Below are 15,531 nucleotides of genomic sequence, written 5' to 3'. Positions count from 1 at the left end.
TCCCTTCGGCCGATCCGCCCACCCCCGGGTCATCGTCCCCTCGGCCTCGTCGCCCGCCTCGGCGTCCCGCGCCGGGCCAGAGCGGCACGCAGGAGCCTCGGCGCGAGGGTTCCCGCCAGCAGCCCCGCGAGCGGGAGGACGATGTCCGTCCAGGGGTCGCGGATCGGCTTGTACGTGGCGGTGCCGTCCCGTATCTCGATGAAGCCGAGCGGCTGGGCGCCCGCCCCTCCCCCGCCGCCTCCTCCGTCTCCCGTCTTGGCGGCGCCGGTCTCCCGCCCGGCTCCGCCGCCGAAGCCGATCCGGGCGACGGGGATGACGGTGATGCCGTCGCGGGTGACCGGTTCTCCGAAGACGGCGGCCGCGATCGCCACCGCCCGCGGCCAGGTCCCCGACCTGACGCAGGCAGCCACCGCCCCTCCGACGTCGACCGCGCGGTCGGCGCCATCGCCAAAGCGGTCTGAACCGGGCGAGGACATCACGACGGTGTCGAACACATTCGCAGGCAGCGGAGCTTCGACGTACGCTCGCCCCCACCGTCCCCCGCGTCCCCCGCGCCCCCCGGGTCAAGGAAGAAGACAGCACCACATGTTCGGACTGAGCGAACTCACCCTCATTCTCATCGTCCTCGTCGTCGCCATCGGCGCCAAGAAGCTCCCCGAACTGGTCCGGTCCGCGGGCAAGTCGGCCCGGATCCTCAAGGCCGAGTCCCGCGCCATGGAGGACGAGGAGACCGGCACCGCGCCCCGAGTCATCCAGGGTGAGATCGTCACGCGGGAAAACAACAAGGACGGCAGCAAGGACGACGGCAAGGACAGCGACAACAGGCAGGCCTAGGACGAGGCTCACTCTTTCCGGATCGTCCTGCCGGTGAGCCGCGCGGTGCCCCATGATGGGCGGGCCATGACCGACCGCCGTACGACATCGCCGCCCGCGCCGCTTCCCGTACTGCGGGCCGCCGTGTTCGCGGGCGTCGGTACGGTGCTGGGGCTGAGCGCGCACCATCTGGCCGCCCCGGGCCCCGTGCCCTGGCGGCACGCCGTGGTGGCCGCCGGGCTGTTCCTCACCGTCGGGCTCGCCGGTGCGCGTCGGCCTCGGCGGCCGGCGACGGTGGTGGCGACGTGCGGTGCCGCGCAGGCCGGGCTGCACCTGTGGCTGACGGCCTCGGCCCGGCCGTCCGCGCACGCTCAGCACGCCATGGCCGGCCACGAACCGCCGCCCGCGATGACCGCGCTGCACGCCGTGGCCGCCGTACTCGTCGCCGTCCTGCTGCACCGGGCCGACGTGGCGTGCTGGTCGCTGAGCCGGGGACTGACCTCGGCGGCCGAGGCCGTACGGGCGCGGCTCGCCACGGCGTGGACCCTGCTGGGCGGCCGGCCCGCGCTCACGGTGCGGTGGGTGCGCGGTCCCGTGCGGCGGGCGGAGGAGCCGCCACTCAAGGGGACGCTGCTCGCGTACGTGGTCGTACGGAGAGGGCCTCCGGGGGCTCGGCACGTCAACTGACCCCGCCGGAGCTGCGGTTCGGCCGCTCCGCGTCTTCTCGTGCCTCGCCCGGAGACGTACGTCTCCCCTGCCCTCAGAAGGTTCCCTGTCATGACTGCTCCGAAGAAGCACAGCACCGCACGACGCCTGTCGCGGCTGTCGCTCGCCACCGCCGCGACCGCCGCCCTCGTCCTCCTCACCGCCGGCCCGGCCGCCGCCCACGTCGAGGTCGAGTCCGACAACGCCCGGGCCCTCGCCCAGGACGCCGAGATCACCTTCGACGCGGAGTCGGAGTCGGCCACGGCCGGGATCACCGAGCTGCGCGTGATCCTTCCCGAGGGCATCACGCCCGCCGACGTGACGTACGGCGAGGGGCCCTCGGGCTGGACGTTCGCGGCGACCGACGACGGTTACACCGTCAAGGGCCCGGCGGTGAAGGCCGGCGAGGACGTCGAGCACTCGGTCGTCGTACGGCAGTTGCCCGACGCGGAGGAACTGGTCTTCAAGACGCTCCAGACCTACGACGACGGGCGGGTCGACCGCTGGATAGAGCTGGCCGAGTCGGGCGGCGGCGACGGACACGGCCACGGCAACACCGCCCCGGTCCTCGAACTCAGGGCCGCGGCCCCCGGCGCGCAGCCGGTCAGCCCCTCGCCGACCGAGACGCCCGGGGCCGCCTCGCCCTCACCGACCGCGGCACAGACGCCCGCGCCCTCCGCCTCCCCCGCCGCCGAGGCGACAGAGAACGGCGACAGCGGGCTGTCCGCCGGTGCCTGGGTCGGCATCGGTGCCGCCGTGCTCGTCGTGGCCGGCGCGGCGGTGTATCTGATACGGCGACAGGGTGGCGCGTCGGCGTAGCGACGGGCCCCGCCCCAGCGGAGGCGGGGCCGTTCGGCCGGGGGCTCAGGCGGCCAGTGGAGCAGGCCGCTCCTCCGCCTGGGCGAGCAGGTCCACGAGGGTCGCGCGGGCGCGGGCCACTCGGGAGCGGACCGTTCCCACGGGGCAGTCGCTCACCGCCGCCGCCTCCTCGTACGGCAGGTCCAGGAGCTGGGTGAGGACGAAGGCCTCGCGCCGCTCGTCGGGGAGCGCGGCCAGCAGGTCCAGGAGCGCGATGCCGTCGTCGAAGCCGGGCAGACCGCGCGGCTGGGCACGCTCGACCGCCAGCTGCCAGTCGTCCACATCGGCAGGGCGCGGGCGGGCGGCGGCGTACCGGAGGCTGTCGACCACCGCCCGGCGTGCGATGGCCAGCAGCCAGGTGCGGGCCGAGGAGCGGCCCTCGAACCGGTGCAGGCTGCCGAGCGCCCGCAGGAACGTGTCCTGGGCGAGGTCGTCGACGGCCTGCGGATCGGCGCAGAGGTGGGCGACGTACCGCTGGACGTCGCGGTGCAGGGCACGGACGAAGTGCTCGACGGCGTCCGGGTCGCCGCCGCGCGCGGCCAGCGCCCACGCGGTCGTCGAGTCGTCGGCCGACGTCGTGTGATGCCTTCTCGCGTGCGAGGCGGGCAGGGCAGGAGTGATGATCACCTGGTGTCCTTCTCGGATCATCCGGAGGCGGACGCGCGCCCGTGGCGTGAAGGCACGGAACAGGCGGCGGTCCGCGGTCCGGTGAGTGGGCGACACGGCCGTACGGGCAACGCCTGCGCGGGCGTACCGGGCGTACGGCCGGGGCCCGAGGCGCGCAGGGGCTGCCTCGGGTTACCGGCTGTCCTCAGACGACAGCGGTGCCCACGGGCGGACCCCGCAAGACGATCGCGTGGACGAGAAGGAGGAGGCGCGGCGCCCGGTCCGCACGGCGGCTGCGTACGCGGATCCGGGGGCGGTGCGGCGGGGCGGGCGGCGTGAGCGGCAGCCGCAGCGGCGCGGCCAGCCATCCGGCCACGGCCCGCAGGATACGGAACGCGGCGCGCTCCCCGTGGGCGAGCCACAGACCGCACAGCAGCGCCGCCAGCAGGTGGGCGGCGAGCATGCCGGTCGATGACGAGCCGCCGCCCACGAGGTGCTCGGCGTGGTCCACGTGGCTCATGCCCGAGTGCCCCGAGTGCCCTGAGTGTTCCAAGTGCCCGGTGCGCCCCGCCTGCCCCGTGTACGGGGAGTCCATGCCGGACCTCATGGCCGCGGAGGCCGAGCTCCCCGCCGACTGTGCCAGCGAGAACGACGTGTGCAGAGCCGTCTGCACGACGACCACGACCGACACGATCAGCGGCAGCCCGCGTTCACGGCCCGCCAGGCACCAGCCCGCCGCGCCGGTCACGACGGTTCCGGCCGCCAGCGTCCACAGGGGGACATGGCTGCCGGACATCAGGACGTGGCCCAGGGCGGCGAGCAGCACACAGACGGCCGCGAACACCGCGGTCCGTACCGTGCGAGCACACCACCCTGCCGTCATCGCGCCCCATCCTGGCATCCGGATACCGGTCGTCGGACAGGGGTACGGAAAATCTCCCGCCGACGCTCAGTCCCGTACCGAGCCCGGCGCGCCTCCCAGCAGCAACGGCCACACGCTGGGCATCTCCCCCACCGGGACCTCGATCAGCGACGGCCCGGTCTCACCGAGCGCCTCCTTCAGGGCCCCGGCGAGTCCGCCCGGTGTCCCGGCCCGGACGGCGGGCACGCCGAAGGACTCCGCGAGCCGTACGAAGTCGGGGCTGGCGAGGTCGCTGCCGATGTAGCGGCCCTCGAACTCGTCGGCCTGGATGCGGCGGACGTTGCCGTAGGCGTTGTCGTTGAAGACCACGGCGACCACCCCGATGCCGTACTTCCGCGCGGTCGCCAGCTCCTGCACGTTGAAGCAGAAGCCGCCGTCGCCGTTCACGGAGACGACCGCGCGGTCCGGGTTGCCCACCTTGACGCCGAGTGCCGTGGGGTAGCCGTAGCCGAGGGTGCCCTGGTAGCCGGGGGTGAGGAAGGTGCCGGGATGGTGGACGGGGTAGCCGACGGCGGCCAGGTAGCCGACCTGGGTCAGCTCGTTGACGAGGAACCCGTCGTCCGGGATCGCCTCGCGCAGTGCCTGGACGTACGACCACTGCGGCTGGACGCCCTCCACCTTGCGCACGCACCCCGCTCGTACGGCGGTGAGGTCGTCCGCCTGCCAGTCGTTCGGCGCCGGGGATGTCCGCAGCTCGGCCGCGATCGCCTCCAGTGCCGTGCGGGCGTCCGCGCACAGGGTGAGTTCGGCGCGGCGGGGCGCACCGAGGTCGGCGGGGTCGGCGTTGACGAGGATCACGGTCGCGCCGGGGGCGGTCGGCAGGGCCGTACCCCTGGGAGACAGGAAGCGGCTGCCCACGACGAGGACCACGTCCGCCTCGGGGAGGAGGCGGGGAGCGGCCAGGCTGGGGAACGCGAGCCGGTGGTGTGCCGGGACCGCGCCGCCCGCGTTGCGGCTGAGCACCACCGGGGCGTCGAGCCGCTCGGCCAGGGCGGTCAGGGCTTGCCCGGCGCGGGCGGCGAGCGTACCGCCGCCCGCGTAGATCAGTGGCCGGCGCGCGGAGCGGAGGACGGCGGCGATCTCCGTGACGGTCTCCGTGACATCCGGTGCCTCGGGGACCCCCTCGGCCTCCGGCTCCTCGTAGCCTCCCTCCGCCCGCGTCGCCAGTACATCCGCCGGAATCGTGAGCGCCACCGGGCGGGGGCGCCCGGCGCGGGACTGCCGTATGGCCTGGTGTACGAGGGCGGGGATGGCCCCGGGGGTCTCGGCGCGCGCCGACCACTTGGTGACGGAGGTCAGCATGCCGTCCTGGTCGGGCAGTTCGTGGAGCATGCCGAGGGCCCGGCCGGAGAGCGGCGAGGGGATGTCGGCGGCCACGCAGAGGAGCGGGGACGAGCAGGCGTACCCGGTGGCGACGGCGGGCAGGGCGCCGAGCACGCCGGGGCCGGGGACGACCAGGCAGACGCCGGGGCGGTCCGTGGTGCGGGCGTAGGCCTCCGCCATGTGGGCCGCGCCCTGTTCATGGCGGGCGGCCACGTACTCGATGGGGCCCCCGGCCGCCCGGGAGCGGGCCAACGCGTCCAAGACGTGGTCGAGTTGGACTCCGGGGACACCGAAGACATGGGTGACGCCCTCGCGTTCCAGCTGTCGCACGAGGGCCTCCGCGCCCGTCTGTGCCATGCCGTTTGTCATGTCATGCGTCATGTCGTGTGTCATGTGGGCACCGCCTCCACTTCTTCCTCTGTTCGTGGCTCCTGCGACGCCCGCGTCCTGGCGTCCCGGCGGTCGAGCCAGCTCAGCAGGGGCGCGGTCATCACGGTCGTCACCAGGGCCACGAGCACCAGCGCGGAGAACAGCGCCTCGGTGACGATCCCGGCGGCCAGGCCGATGTTCAGGGCGATCAGCTGCATGAGTCCGCGGGCGTTCATCAGGGCACCGACCCGCAGCGCCACCGACTGCGGCTCGCGGCGCAGGCGGGCCGCCGCCCAGCAGCCGCCGAACTTGCCGGCCACGGCGAGGACGACGGCGGCGACACCGAAGGCCATGACGGCGGGGTCGGCGAACACGTCGAACCGGGTGTTGAGCCCGGAGTAGGTGAAGAACATGGGGACGAAGACGACCTGGGTGCCGGACTGGGTGGTCCGCACCACGCGCTCGGCGGCCTCGCCTCGGGGCATGGCCATGCCGACGCAGAAGGCCCCGAACACCGCGTACAGGTCGATGATGTCGGTGAACCAGGCGGCCCCGAACAGCACGGCGACCGTGCCCAGGAGCCGGGTCTCCTCGCCCAGGCCTGGCCTGCCCACGATCCAGGCGAGCAGCCGACGGCCGACCAGCAGCAGTACGGCCACGAAGACCAGCGAGCCGCCTACGGCGGTCAGCACATGGCTCACCTCGCCCGAGGCCACGCTGAGCACCCCCGCCAGCAGGATCCAGGCGACGGCGTCGTCGGTGGCCCCGGAGGCGAGGGACAGCGAGCCGAAGCGGGAGCCGGCCAGCCCGCGTTCGGTGATGATGCGGGCCAGCATGGGGAACGCGGTGATCGCCAGGGCCACCCCGACGAACGCCGCCGTCACCCACACGGAGACCCCGTCGACGTAGAGGTCGACGTGCCCGTGGGCCGCGACGGTCAGGCCCGCGCCGAGCAGCACCGGGATCAGCACACCCGCCGAGGAGACGGCCACGGCGGTGCCGGCCAGCTGCCGCCCGGCATGCGCCCGGAACTCGTACCCGGCGTGGAACATCAGCGCCACCAGGCCGATCTGCCCGGCCACGTAGAGCACCGGCTTCAGATCGGGCGGGAAGACCGCGGCGGACAGGCCGGGGGCGAGCAGGCCGAACAGTGAGGGGCCGAGCAGGACCCCGGCGATCATCTCGCCGACGACCGGCGGCTGGCCGAAGCGGGACGCGACCGCCACGACCAGGCGGCAGGTCAGCAGGATCACGACGACGGCGGCGAAGAAGGCAGGGGCGAGCTCCATGGGAGTCATGGACGCGGCTCCCCCTCACCGGCTGCCGACGACGGACCGGGCGGGGCCGCCGGGCGAGGCGGAGAAGTAGTTCCGGCACAGGCCCTGGCGGCGGGCGTCCCACACCATGTAGGTGCCGAGGACGAGCTGGGTGAGACTGCGCGGGATGGCCGCCCAGTGGTCGCCGAGCCGCATGGCGGCCAGGCGCAGCCGCCGCCGGGCCGGGCGCGGGCCGGCCGCGCCGGAGTGCGGGACCAGCAGGCAGGGGCCGCGGTTGGGCAGCGAGCGGGTGTGCTCGGCGGACGACTCCAGCCGGTACCGGCGCAGCGTCTCCTCGGCCGCGACCCGCATGGTCAGTACGGCGAAACCGCGGGCCGGGCAGGGCCGGTTGGCGGTCACGCCGAAGGGGATGTACGTGGTGGGCCTGGTCTCCTTCGACAGCCACCGGTCGGGGTCGAAGTCCTCGGCCGCCGTGCTGGACCGCTGGTACTCGGGGTAGTTGAACAACAGGACCGAGCCCTGCGGAATGGTGGGTTTCCCTTCGCGGGGGATGTCCCCCGTGGTGATGCGGTGGGCCACTCCGAACAGCGGGAAGTGCTGGAGGGTCTCGTTGATGACCCGGTCCAGATAGTCGGTGTCCTCCTCTCCGTGGCGCAGCCGGTCCTGCACGTCCTGGTGGGTGGCGAGGGCGAGCAGCAGATGGGCCATCGCCTCCGACATCTGCACGACGGCCGTGTTGAAGAAGGTGCCCTGGAGGTAGTACGCCTTCTCCCGTTCGGTGAGCAGCGCGGGCAGCGGGACGGGCGGCGGGTCGTTCGCGAGGCGGTCGCTGAGGTAGGCGGTGAGGCGGGCCCGCCGGCCCATGTGCCGCAGGCCGGTGCACTTCAGGGCGCTGACCACGTCGTCGGCGTTGCCCGTGATGAGGTCCCGGGCGGCACGGGGGCAGGGCTCACGGAAGACGACCTCGTAGTAGACCTCGGCCCACACCGGCATCATCAGGTCGCGCAGCCGGACGCGGTGCGCGCTGTCGGCGCCGCCGAGTTCGCCGAGCACGCGCCGGGTGCAGCGGCCGACCAGCTCCTCCCATTCGGCGCGGGACAGCCCGGCCAGGATCTGCCGGGTCGTGCGGGCGACGTCGTCGTAGCGGGGGCCGGGCTCCAGGTGCTCCTGGTGCACCTCGGGGCCCGGGGAGAGCCAGTACCAGAACAGGTCGGAGAGAGCCGCGCCCTTGCTGCGCCCGCCGGCGGCCGGGTGACCGTAGACCTTCTTGAACTCGTCGGCGGGTACCTCGTGGCCGGGTGCGGTGATGCCCTCCTCCCCGTTGACGCGGGCGAAGATGGCGACCCGTAGCGCGATCACGGCGCGGGGCAGCCAGTAGGGCAGGCTCACCGCCAGAGCCAGGACGGCCGCCGCGACGAGCCATCCGGTGGCGCTCACGAGAGGGCTCCCCAGGTGGGCGTACGGACGAGAGCGGGCGTCAGGTCGTCGAGCGCGGACGCCCCGCACAACGCCATGGCGTCCTCGAACTCCTCGCGCAGCAGCTCCAGCAGCCGTCGTACGCCCTTCTCGCCGCCCTCGGCCAGGGCCCACATCACCGGGCGGCCGACGCCGACCGCGCGGGCGCCGAGGGCCAGGGCCTTGACCACGTCGGTGCCCCGCCGGATGCCGCCGTCGAGCACGATCGGGATGCGGCCCGCGACCGCGGCGGCCATCTCGGGGAGCATCTCCAACGTGGCCGGTACGGTGTCGAGTTGGCGTCCGCCGTGGTTGGACAGCAGCAGCCCGTCGACTCCGTGGTGCACGGCGAGCCGGGCGTCCTCGGGGTGCAGGACGCCCTTGAGGAGGATCGGCAGCTCGGTGATCGAGCGCAGCCAGGTGATGTGTTCCCAGGACAGCTCCGGGGACATGGCGATCTGGCGTACGTGGCCGCGCTCGCCGTCGCGCAGGTCGACCAGGTTCTCGCAGCGCAGGCCGGGCGGCAGGTCGTGGAAGCTGTTGCGCCGGTTGCGTTCGCTGGCGCCCAGCACCGGGGAGTCGACGGTGATGACGAGGGCGGTGCAGCCGGCGTCGGTGGCCCGGCGCACGAGGGCCTCGGTGATCTCCAGGTCGGGCTGGATGTAGAGCTGGAACCACAGCGGTGCGGGGTCGGAGTCGTGCACGGCGCCGCGGGCCGCGTCGGCGATCTCGCCCACCGCGACCGTCGACGCCATGCTGACGATCATGATGGCTCCGGCGGCCGCGGCGGCCCGCGCGGTGGCCAGCTCCCCTTCCGCGTCGACCAGTTTGTGGAAGGCGGTCGGCGAGAGCATGATCGGCATGCCGGCGTGGCTGCCGAGCAGGGAGACGTCCAGGTCCCCCACCCTGCTGCCGCGCAGCACACGCGGCAGCAGTTGGAGCCGGCTGAAGGCCGCCTCGTTGGCCCGTACGGTGATCTCGTCGCGGGCGCCGCCGGCGATGAAGTCGGAGTAGACGGGGTCGATCTTGTCGCGGGCGGCTGCTTCGAAGTCCTTCACGGACAGCATCACGGCCGCGTCACCGCCCCAGGTCGGCGGTCTGGCGGTCGAGTTCGCGGGCGAGGAAGTCCGCGAGCGGGGCCGTGTGTACCTCGGGGTTGTCCCACTCGTTTTCGAGGTTCTCGGCCATGTGGTGGGTGCCCAGCAGCTCACCGGCGCGGAAGTGGCGGATCACCGGGTGGAGATAGGCCGCGTCGAAGGCCCCCTCCACGGAGTTCTGCGAGGGGCGCCGCACGGTGATGTCGAAGGGGTCGACCTTGTCGTGGTCGGGTCCGTACTCCAGGGTGACGGTGAAGTAGTCGGCGCCGGAGGCGAGTTCGCTGTCGTGGGTGTAGGCGACCGGGACTTCCTCGTGGTAGCGGGCCGTTTCGCCGGGTGCGGTGACGACCACGTCGCCGAGCACGCCGAACTGCTGCCAGAGCGCCGAGGTCCGGTTGACGCGCTCCACGACGGCGTCCGCGAGGGCGGAGGGGTCCGGGTCGACCGGCCGGTGGGGCCAGGGTGTGTCGTGGTGGCGTTCGTCGAGGATGCGGCTGAGGGCGCGTACGGCGTAGCGGAAGCCGTGGATGAAGCCGCCGGTGGACTTCTTGAAGTCGCGCTGCTGCATGAGGGTGCCGGCGAAGTACAGGCCGGGCACGTTCACGGACTCGTAGGCGGGGCTGAGCGCGGCGAAGCGGTCGTTGATGACCAGCTCGGGGCGGCAGTCGGGGGCGAACACCGAGGCGTCGAAGCGGAATCCGGTGCAGACGATCACCCGGTCGTAGCGCAGCTCCTTCACCACCTCGTCGGCGCGGGAGAAGCTGAAGCGGACGCGGTAGCCGTCGTCGCCCTTGTCGATGGCCAGGACATCGCCGTCCAGCAGGGCGTTCTGCGACTTGAGCTGGTAGGTGTCGAGGAAGTTGTTGTTGACGGCGCGCAGATGACCGACGTAGTGCGTGTTCCACGCCAGGCGGATGGAGTGCGGTCCGGCGACGTGGATGGTGGCGGCCGTCTCGACGAGGTTGTCGGCGGTCTCCAGCGCGGAGTTGCCCTTGCCGAGGATCAGCACGCGCTGGTCGGTGAAGTCGTCGGGGTCCACGGAGACGACGGAGTAGTCCTCCGCGGTGTCGATGCCGGGGATGTCGGGGGTGTTGGGCCGGGTCAGCCCGGTGGCCATGACCAGGCGCCGGGCGTGGTGTTCCCGGCCGTGCTGGTCGGTGGCGGTGAAGCCGTCGGGGCCGCGCCGGACGTTCACCACCCGGGTGTCGTAGGCGATGTCCAGCTTGAACGATTCGGCGAAGTCGGCGAGATAGCGCACGAGATCGTCGGCGTGCGGGAAGTAGCGCTTGCTGTACCGGGTGAACAGCAGCTCGGGGTCCGGGGACAGCAGGGAGTTCCAGTCCATCCGGAGGTTGAGCTCGGGGTCCGAGGTGCCGTTGTGGACCTTGTTGATGGATATCAGCGTGCGATGGCGCGGGAAGGTGCGGAAGAAAGTGCCCGGCGTACTGCCGCTTTCCAGGATCCGGTAGCTGTGACCGGCGGTCTGCAGCAGCTGCCCGAGCTGGAGTCCGGCGGGGCCGCCGCCGACGACGAGGTAGTCGAGGGAACCGTTGTGCACAGTGCCTGCCTTCCGATGGGGGGTGTGGGGGCTGAAGGCGCATTGAGCATGAGCGATTTTTGCGGTCAAGTGACCTGCACTGAAAGGGACTCGATGATTCCGACAGGAACTCGACAGACTTCTATTGAAACCTCAACAAGCACACTAGTAACCGCTGTCCCTCACAACAACAGCGAGAACTCGCCATCGCCGGACCCTCCCCGGCAACAGACCGGCGGGGCAGCCTAGTCGGCTGCCCCGCCGATTTCGGGCAGGTGTCGGCTACGCCACCGAGCCCGCCTGCCCACGTCGGTAGGCGACCACGCCCGCCGCGGCGAGCAGCGCCGCCACCGCGGCCAGGCTCAGGACGGTGACGCCGGTGGAGGCGAGGCTGCCGTCCGTGCCGCCGGTCGCGCCGGTGCCGCCCGTACCGCCCGTACCGCTGCCGCCGCCGGTGGTGGTGGTGCCGCCGTCGGAGCCGCCCGACGAACTCCCACCGCTGGAGCCACCGCCGGCCCCGCCGCTGGAGCCGCCGTTCGAGCCGCCGTCGCCGTCATCGGTGTCCACCGGGTCCTGGCCGACGAACGCCACCGGGACCTTGACGTCCTGGGTGCGGTCGCCGGAGAGGGTGTGGTCGGCGCGGGTGGCCACGACACAGGTGACCTGGAAGCAGTCGGTGTACTCGTCCTTGGCGTCGATGGTGATCTCGGCCTCGAAGCGGCCGCCCTCGTCGTACGGAACGGCCAGGTCCTCACCGTAGTCCGGCGGGTTGGAGGAGATCCACACTGAGGAGTGCGAGCCGCCGGTCATGTCGACGCCGCCGATGCACGGGCTGGGCAGTTCGCCCTCGCCGTTGTCGACGCACAGGGCGACATAGATGCCTTTCTCCTCGTCGTAGCCGGAACCGGTGACCTTCAGGGTCTGGTCCTCGGTGGCGAGGTTGTTGACCGGGGTGACGGTGAGCTTCTGGCCCTCGGGGCCGGTGACCGTCTTCGTGCCGGAGGGCTCGGTGTCCTCGTCGCCGCCCCCACCGGTGCCGCCGTCGCCCCCGCCGCCGGGCGCGGTGACCGTGAGGGTGATCGGCGATGTGCGGGTGGTACCGACGGGGTTGGTGAACTCGGCGCGGTACTGGTAGCCGTCGTGCGACGCCCTCGCGGTGAACCCGTAGGTGTTCTGGGTGGCCCCCTCGACCGTGGACCAGGTCTGCCCGCCGTCGGGACTCACCTGCCAGCGCACGGCCGGTTCGGGCGTGCCCTCGGCCGCGGCGACGAAGGTGACCTGACTTCCCGGGGCGACGGACTGGTCGGTGGGAGCCTGGGTGACCTTCGGGGACATGCGGAGGTCGAGCTTGGCGATCTTGCCCTCGGCCGGGCTGCCCACGTAGACGGAGGTGCCGCCCGGGGTCACGGCGACGGAGGCCTCCCCGATCTGGGAGTGGTTGCCCTCCAGTTCCGCCGGTTCGGCGGCCTCCTCGAAGGTGGTGGCGTCGTACACGCCGAGGGAGCTGGTGTGGTCGCCGCCGTTGCTGGTGTCGCCGTTGTCCTGCCAGACGACGTAGGCCCGGCCGGTGGTGGTGTCGAAGGCGACGTCCACGGCCTCGTCCGGCCCCTCGATGGTGGTGAGGAGCCCCGCGTCCTTGTCGTGGACGCGCACGGAGTTCCCGCTGCCCACCCAGACGTTGCCGGTGGCGGGGTCGGCCGCGACGAACGCGACGGACGCGGCGGGGAGTTCGGCACTCGCGGTGACGGTGAAGGAGCCGGTGTCGACACGGTGCAGCTGCCCGGCGGTGCCGTCGGCGGCCCAGGCGACACCGCGGGCCGTGTCGACGCCGAGCTCGAAGCGGCCCTCCAGGGTGAGGTCGCGCCTGACGGCGCCGGTGGCGGTCTCGACCTCGGAGAGGGCCGCGCCCTGGGCGACCAGGACGGTGGACGCCTCGGTGCCCGGACCGGCCCCGGTGACCGTGGAGCCGGTGAGCCAGATTCCGGCGGCATCCTCGTCCCCGTCCTTGGCGGTGCCGATGCCGCGCAACGGGTAGTGGAAGACGACACCGTCACCGGCGAGCGGCGCGATGATCCGCGGGACGTTGCGCGGGGCCAGTACGCCGGTGGAGCTCGGGGCCCGGCTGATGTGGCTGAGCACCGTGCCGTCGCCGGCGTCGAGGGCCCACAGGCCGCGCTCGTCGACGTCTCCCGTCTCGGTGAAGTCCTCGGAGCCCACGTAGAGCTTTCCGGAGTCGGGGTGCAGCAGGAGGTCCTTGACCTCGCCGGCCGCCAGGAACTCGGCCGACCTGACATAGCTGACGGTGCCGGGGGGCACGTCCACGCCGTCTCCGTCGCCGCCGTCACCGGGGTCCTGGCCCTCGAAGGTGACGGGGATGCGGACGTCCTGGGAACGGTCGCCGCCTGCGCGGTGGTCGACGCGGGTGATGACGGAGCAGGCGACCTTGGCGCAGTCGAGGCTGTTGTCCTTCGCCGTGATGCCGAGTTCCACGTCGAAGGTGCCGCCGTCGCCGTAGGTGATGGCGAGCGTGCCCTCGTTGGGGTCGCCCTCGGGGACGATCCACTTCGAGGCGCTGCCGCTGCCGGTCTCGTCGGCGCCGCCGAGGCACGGGGTGGGGACGCGGTTGTCGCCGTTGTCCTTGCAGAGGGCGACGTAGATGCCCTTGGTCTCGTCGTAGCCCTCGCCGGTGACCCGGAGCATCTCGCCGTCGGGGTCCAGGTTGGCGGAAGCGGAGACCGTGAGCTTCTGGCCCTCCTTGCCGAGCGCCGTCTTCGGTGTGTCGGCTGCCTGCGCGGCCGAGCCGACCGCGACGGCCACGGCGGACGCGCCCACCAGGGCGGCCGCGGCCAGCAGTGCCGGGCCCGCCAGGCGTCTGCGTCCAGGGCCTGTTCTGAGTTCCCCGTCGTCCGCGCGGAGCGCGGGCGCAGCGGCGGTCGGTGCGTGCGATCGGCATGCGGTGTCGCAGGTCATGCGGCGGAGCCACCTGTCCTGCGGCGCCGTGCGGCATGGGGGTCCCCCCGCTCGAGCGAAGCCGAGAGTGGGGGAGTGCGTGCCGGGCGTCGGGGCGCAGGCGGGGAACTCAGAACAGGCCCTGGGGTGCGGGGGGACCGCGCGGTCCGGCTGCTGCCGGTCCGTCATGTCGTCTGCCATGGAGCGTTTCCTTAACTGTCGGGTGCACCCGACGCCCCGGACACGCCGGGAGCCGGGCCCCACGGGTGGAGGGGCCCGGCCTGACGGGTGGTTACTGGAAGGAGATCGGGACGTGGACGTCGTACGTGCGGTCGCTGGTGTCGGTGTGGTCGGCGCGCGTGACGACGGCGCACTCGACGTCCTCACCGCACACGCTGCCGTCGTCGAGGGTCGCCTTGACGAAGATGTCGACGTCGAAGGTGCCGCCCGTGCCGAAGGGGGAGCTGTTCGCCACGGTGCCGCCGCCCAGGTTGGACACCCAGTGGGAGGAGCCGGTGGTACCGGACTCGTCCTGGCCGCCCAGGCAGGGGGTGGGCCGCTGCTCGCCCGGGGCGCCCTCGACCGCGCACAGCGCGACGTAGACGCCCTGGCCGGTGTTGTAGCCGGCGCCCGAGACGGTGATGACCTGGCCGGACGCGGTGGCCGAGTCCGGAGCGGTCAGCGACAGGTTGTAGGTGGTGCCGCCGTCGACGATCGTGCGGGTCGACGTGGCGGCCGAGGCGGAGGTCGCCAGGCCCAGCGTCAGCGCGGCGGACGCGGCGACGGCGAGCCCGGCGCGGGCCGCGGTTCGGGCGGAGGGGAGGAGCTTCATGGTGGGGGGCCTTTCTCGGTGCCGGTGCGGGGCACGGGCCGGCCCTCAGGCCGGCCCGTCAAACCTCTGGGAACTACGGCGAGTTGGAGCTACGACGTTTACTGGAAGGTGATCGGCACGTGGACGTCGTACTTGCGGTCGTTGGTGTCGAAGTGGTCGGCGCGCGTGACGACGGCGCACTCGACGTCCTCACCGCACACGCTGCCGTCGTCGAGGGTCGCCTGGACGTAGATATTTACGTCGAAGGTGCCACCCGTGCCGAACTGGGAGCTGTTGGCGAACCAGCCGCCGAAGGTGTTGTTGACCCAGTGCGAGGCACCGGTCTCGCCGGTCTCGTCCTGGCCGCCGAGGCAGGGGGTGGGCTTGGTGGCGCCCTGGGCGCCGTCGACCACGCACAGGCTGACGTAGATGCCCTGGCCGGTGTTGAAGCCGGAGCCCGTGACGTTGATGACCTGGCCCGCGGCGGACGCCGTGTCCGGGGCGGTCACCGACAGGTTGTAGGTGGTGCCGCCGTCGACAATCGTGCGGGTCGACGTGGCGGCCGAGGCCGAGGTGGCCAGGCCCAGCGTCAGCGCGCCCGCGGCGGCGACGGCGAGGCCCGCGCGGGCGGCGGTACGGACGGACAGCGGTGCTCTCATGGTCGTGGGAGACCTTTCTGATCGGCCGATCGGCTCCACGCGGAGCCATCCGGACTTAGGTAAGGCAAACCTAAATATGAACGAAGTTCAGTTGTCAAGGGAGGGCAAAGGGGAGTCAACTACCTGTCAACTCCCTGTGAAAGAACGGGA

At 72.5% G+C, this 15,531-nt stretch carries 14 protein-coding genes; 3 read left to right on the top strand and 11 right to left on the bottom strand.

Annotated elements, in window-relative coordinates; genetic code table 11:
• Positions 1–29: 29 nt before the first annotated feature.
• Positions 30–410: a spore germination protein GerW family protein gene (locus ACWD3C_RS03200; RefSeq protein WP_451139474.1), complete on the bottom strand. Its 381-nt coding sequence runs from the start codon at positions 408–410 to the stop codon at positions 30–32.
• A gap of 175 nt (positions 411–585) precedes the next feature.
• Here ACWD3C_RS03200 and ACWD3C_RS03195 point away from each other — a divergent pair, with 175 nt between their 5' ends.
• The 3 genes from ACWD3C_RS03195 to ACWD3C_RS03185 all read left to right on the top strand — a co-directional run bounded on the left by ACWD3C_RS03195 (position 586) and on the right by ACWD3C_RS03185 (position 2,337).
• A complete protein-coding gene (locus tag ACWD3C_RS03195; protein WP_451139472.1) occupies positions 586–834 on the top strand; it encodes a twin-arginine translocase TatA/TatE family subunit in 249 nt (82 codons plus the stop codon).
• A gap of 66 nt (positions 835–900) precedes the next feature.
• Positions 901–1,500, top strand: a complete 600-nt coding sequence (locus ACWD3C_RS03190) for a hypothetical protein (protein WP_451139470.1) — start codon at positions 901–903, stop codon at positions 1,498–1,500.
• A gap of 90 nt (positions 1,501–1,590) precedes the next feature.
• Positions 1,591–2,337, top strand: a complete 747-nt coding sequence (locus tag ACWD3C_RS03185) for a DUF1775 domain-containing protein (RefSeq protein ID WP_451139468.1) — start codon at positions 1,591–1,593, stop codon at positions 2,335–2,337.
• 45 nt (positions 2,338–2,382) lie between these two features.
• On the opposite strand, the gene ACWD3C_RS03180 is transcribed toward ACWD3C_RS03185, so the two are convergent.
• From ACWD3C_RS03180 to ACWD3C_RS03135, 10 genes are all read right to left on the bottom strand, one after another.
• Positions 2,383–3,000, bottom strand: a complete 618-nt coding sequence (locus ACWD3C_RS03180) for a sigma-70 family RNA polymerase sigma factor (RefSeq protein WP_451139621.1) — start codon at positions 2,998–3,000, stop codon at positions 2,383–2,385.
• A 187-nt stretch (positions 3,001–3,187) separates the two neighbouring features.
• Entirely contained in the window at positions 3,188–3,865 is a 678-nt protein-coding gene (locus ACWD3C_RS03175; RefSeq protein WP_451139466.1) for a hypothetical protein, read from the bottom strand.
• Positions 3,866–3,931: 66 nt separating this feature from the next.
• Positions 3,932–5,584 carry a thiamine pyrophosphate-dependent enzyme gene (locus ACWD3C_RS03170; protein ID WP_451139464.1) on the bottom strand — a complete coding sequence of 551 codons (1,653 nt, stop codon included), beginning with the start codon at positions 5,582–5,584 and terminating at the stop codon, positions 3,932–3,934.
• 32 nt (positions 5,585–5,616) lie between these two features.
• The gene (locus tag ACWD3C_RS03165) at positions 5,617–6,894 is read right to left on the bottom strand and encodes a cation:proton antiporter (protein ID WP_451139462.1); all 1,278 of its coding nucleotides are present in this window, start codon (positions 6,892–6,894) and stop codon (positions 5,617–5,619) included.
• Positions 6,895–6,909: 15 nt separating this feature from the next.
• Positions 6,910–8,310, bottom strand: coding sequence for a cytochrome P450 (locus ACWD3C_RS03160; RefSeq protein ID WP_451139460.1), 1,401 nt, complete (start codon positions 8,308–8,310; stop codon positions 6,910–6,912).
• Positions 8,307–9,395 carry an alpha-hydroxy acid oxidase gene (locus ACWD3C_RS03155; RefSeq protein WP_451139619.1) on the bottom strand — a complete coding sequence of 363 codons (1,089 nt, stop codon included), beginning with the start codon at positions 9,393–9,395 and terminating at the stop codon, positions 8,307–8,309. The genes ACWD3C_RS03160 and ACWD3C_RS03155 overlap by 4 nt, the downstream gene beginning before the upstream one ends.
• 10 nt (positions 9,396–9,405) lie before the next feature.
• A complete protein-coding gene (locus ACWD3C_RS03150) occupies positions 9,406–10,983 on the bottom strand; it encodes an NAD(P)-binding domain-containing protein (RefSeq protein WP_451139458.1) in 1,578 nt (525 codons plus the stop codon).
• Between the two features lie 261 nt (positions 10,984–11,244).
• Complete coding sequence (locus tag ACWD3C_RS03145; protein ID WP_451139456.1) at positions 11,245–13,932, bottom strand: immunoglobulin I-set domain protein; 2,688 nt, start codon at positions 13,930–13,932, stop codon at positions 11,245–11,247.
• A 271-nt stretch (positions 13,933–14,203) separates the two neighbouring features.
• Positions 14,204–14,743, bottom strand: coding sequence for a hypothetical protein (locus ACWD3C_RS03140; RefSeq protein WP_451139454.1), 540 nt, complete (start codon positions 14,741–14,743; stop codon positions 14,204–14,206).
• 98 nt (positions 14,744–14,841) lie between these two features.
• Positions 14,842–15,381 (bottom strand): hypothetical protein, encoded by a 540-nt coding sequence (locus tag ACWD3C_RS03135; protein WP_451139452.1) that lies wholly within the window; start codon positions 15,379–15,381, stop codon positions 14,842–14,844.
• Between the last annotated feature and the right edge of the window lie 150 nt (positions 15,382–15,531).

The sequence above is a fragment of the Streptomyces sp. NPDC002845 genome, from assembly GCF_053591955.1.
This window is presented reverse-complemented; position numbering and strand designations above follow the sequence as displayed.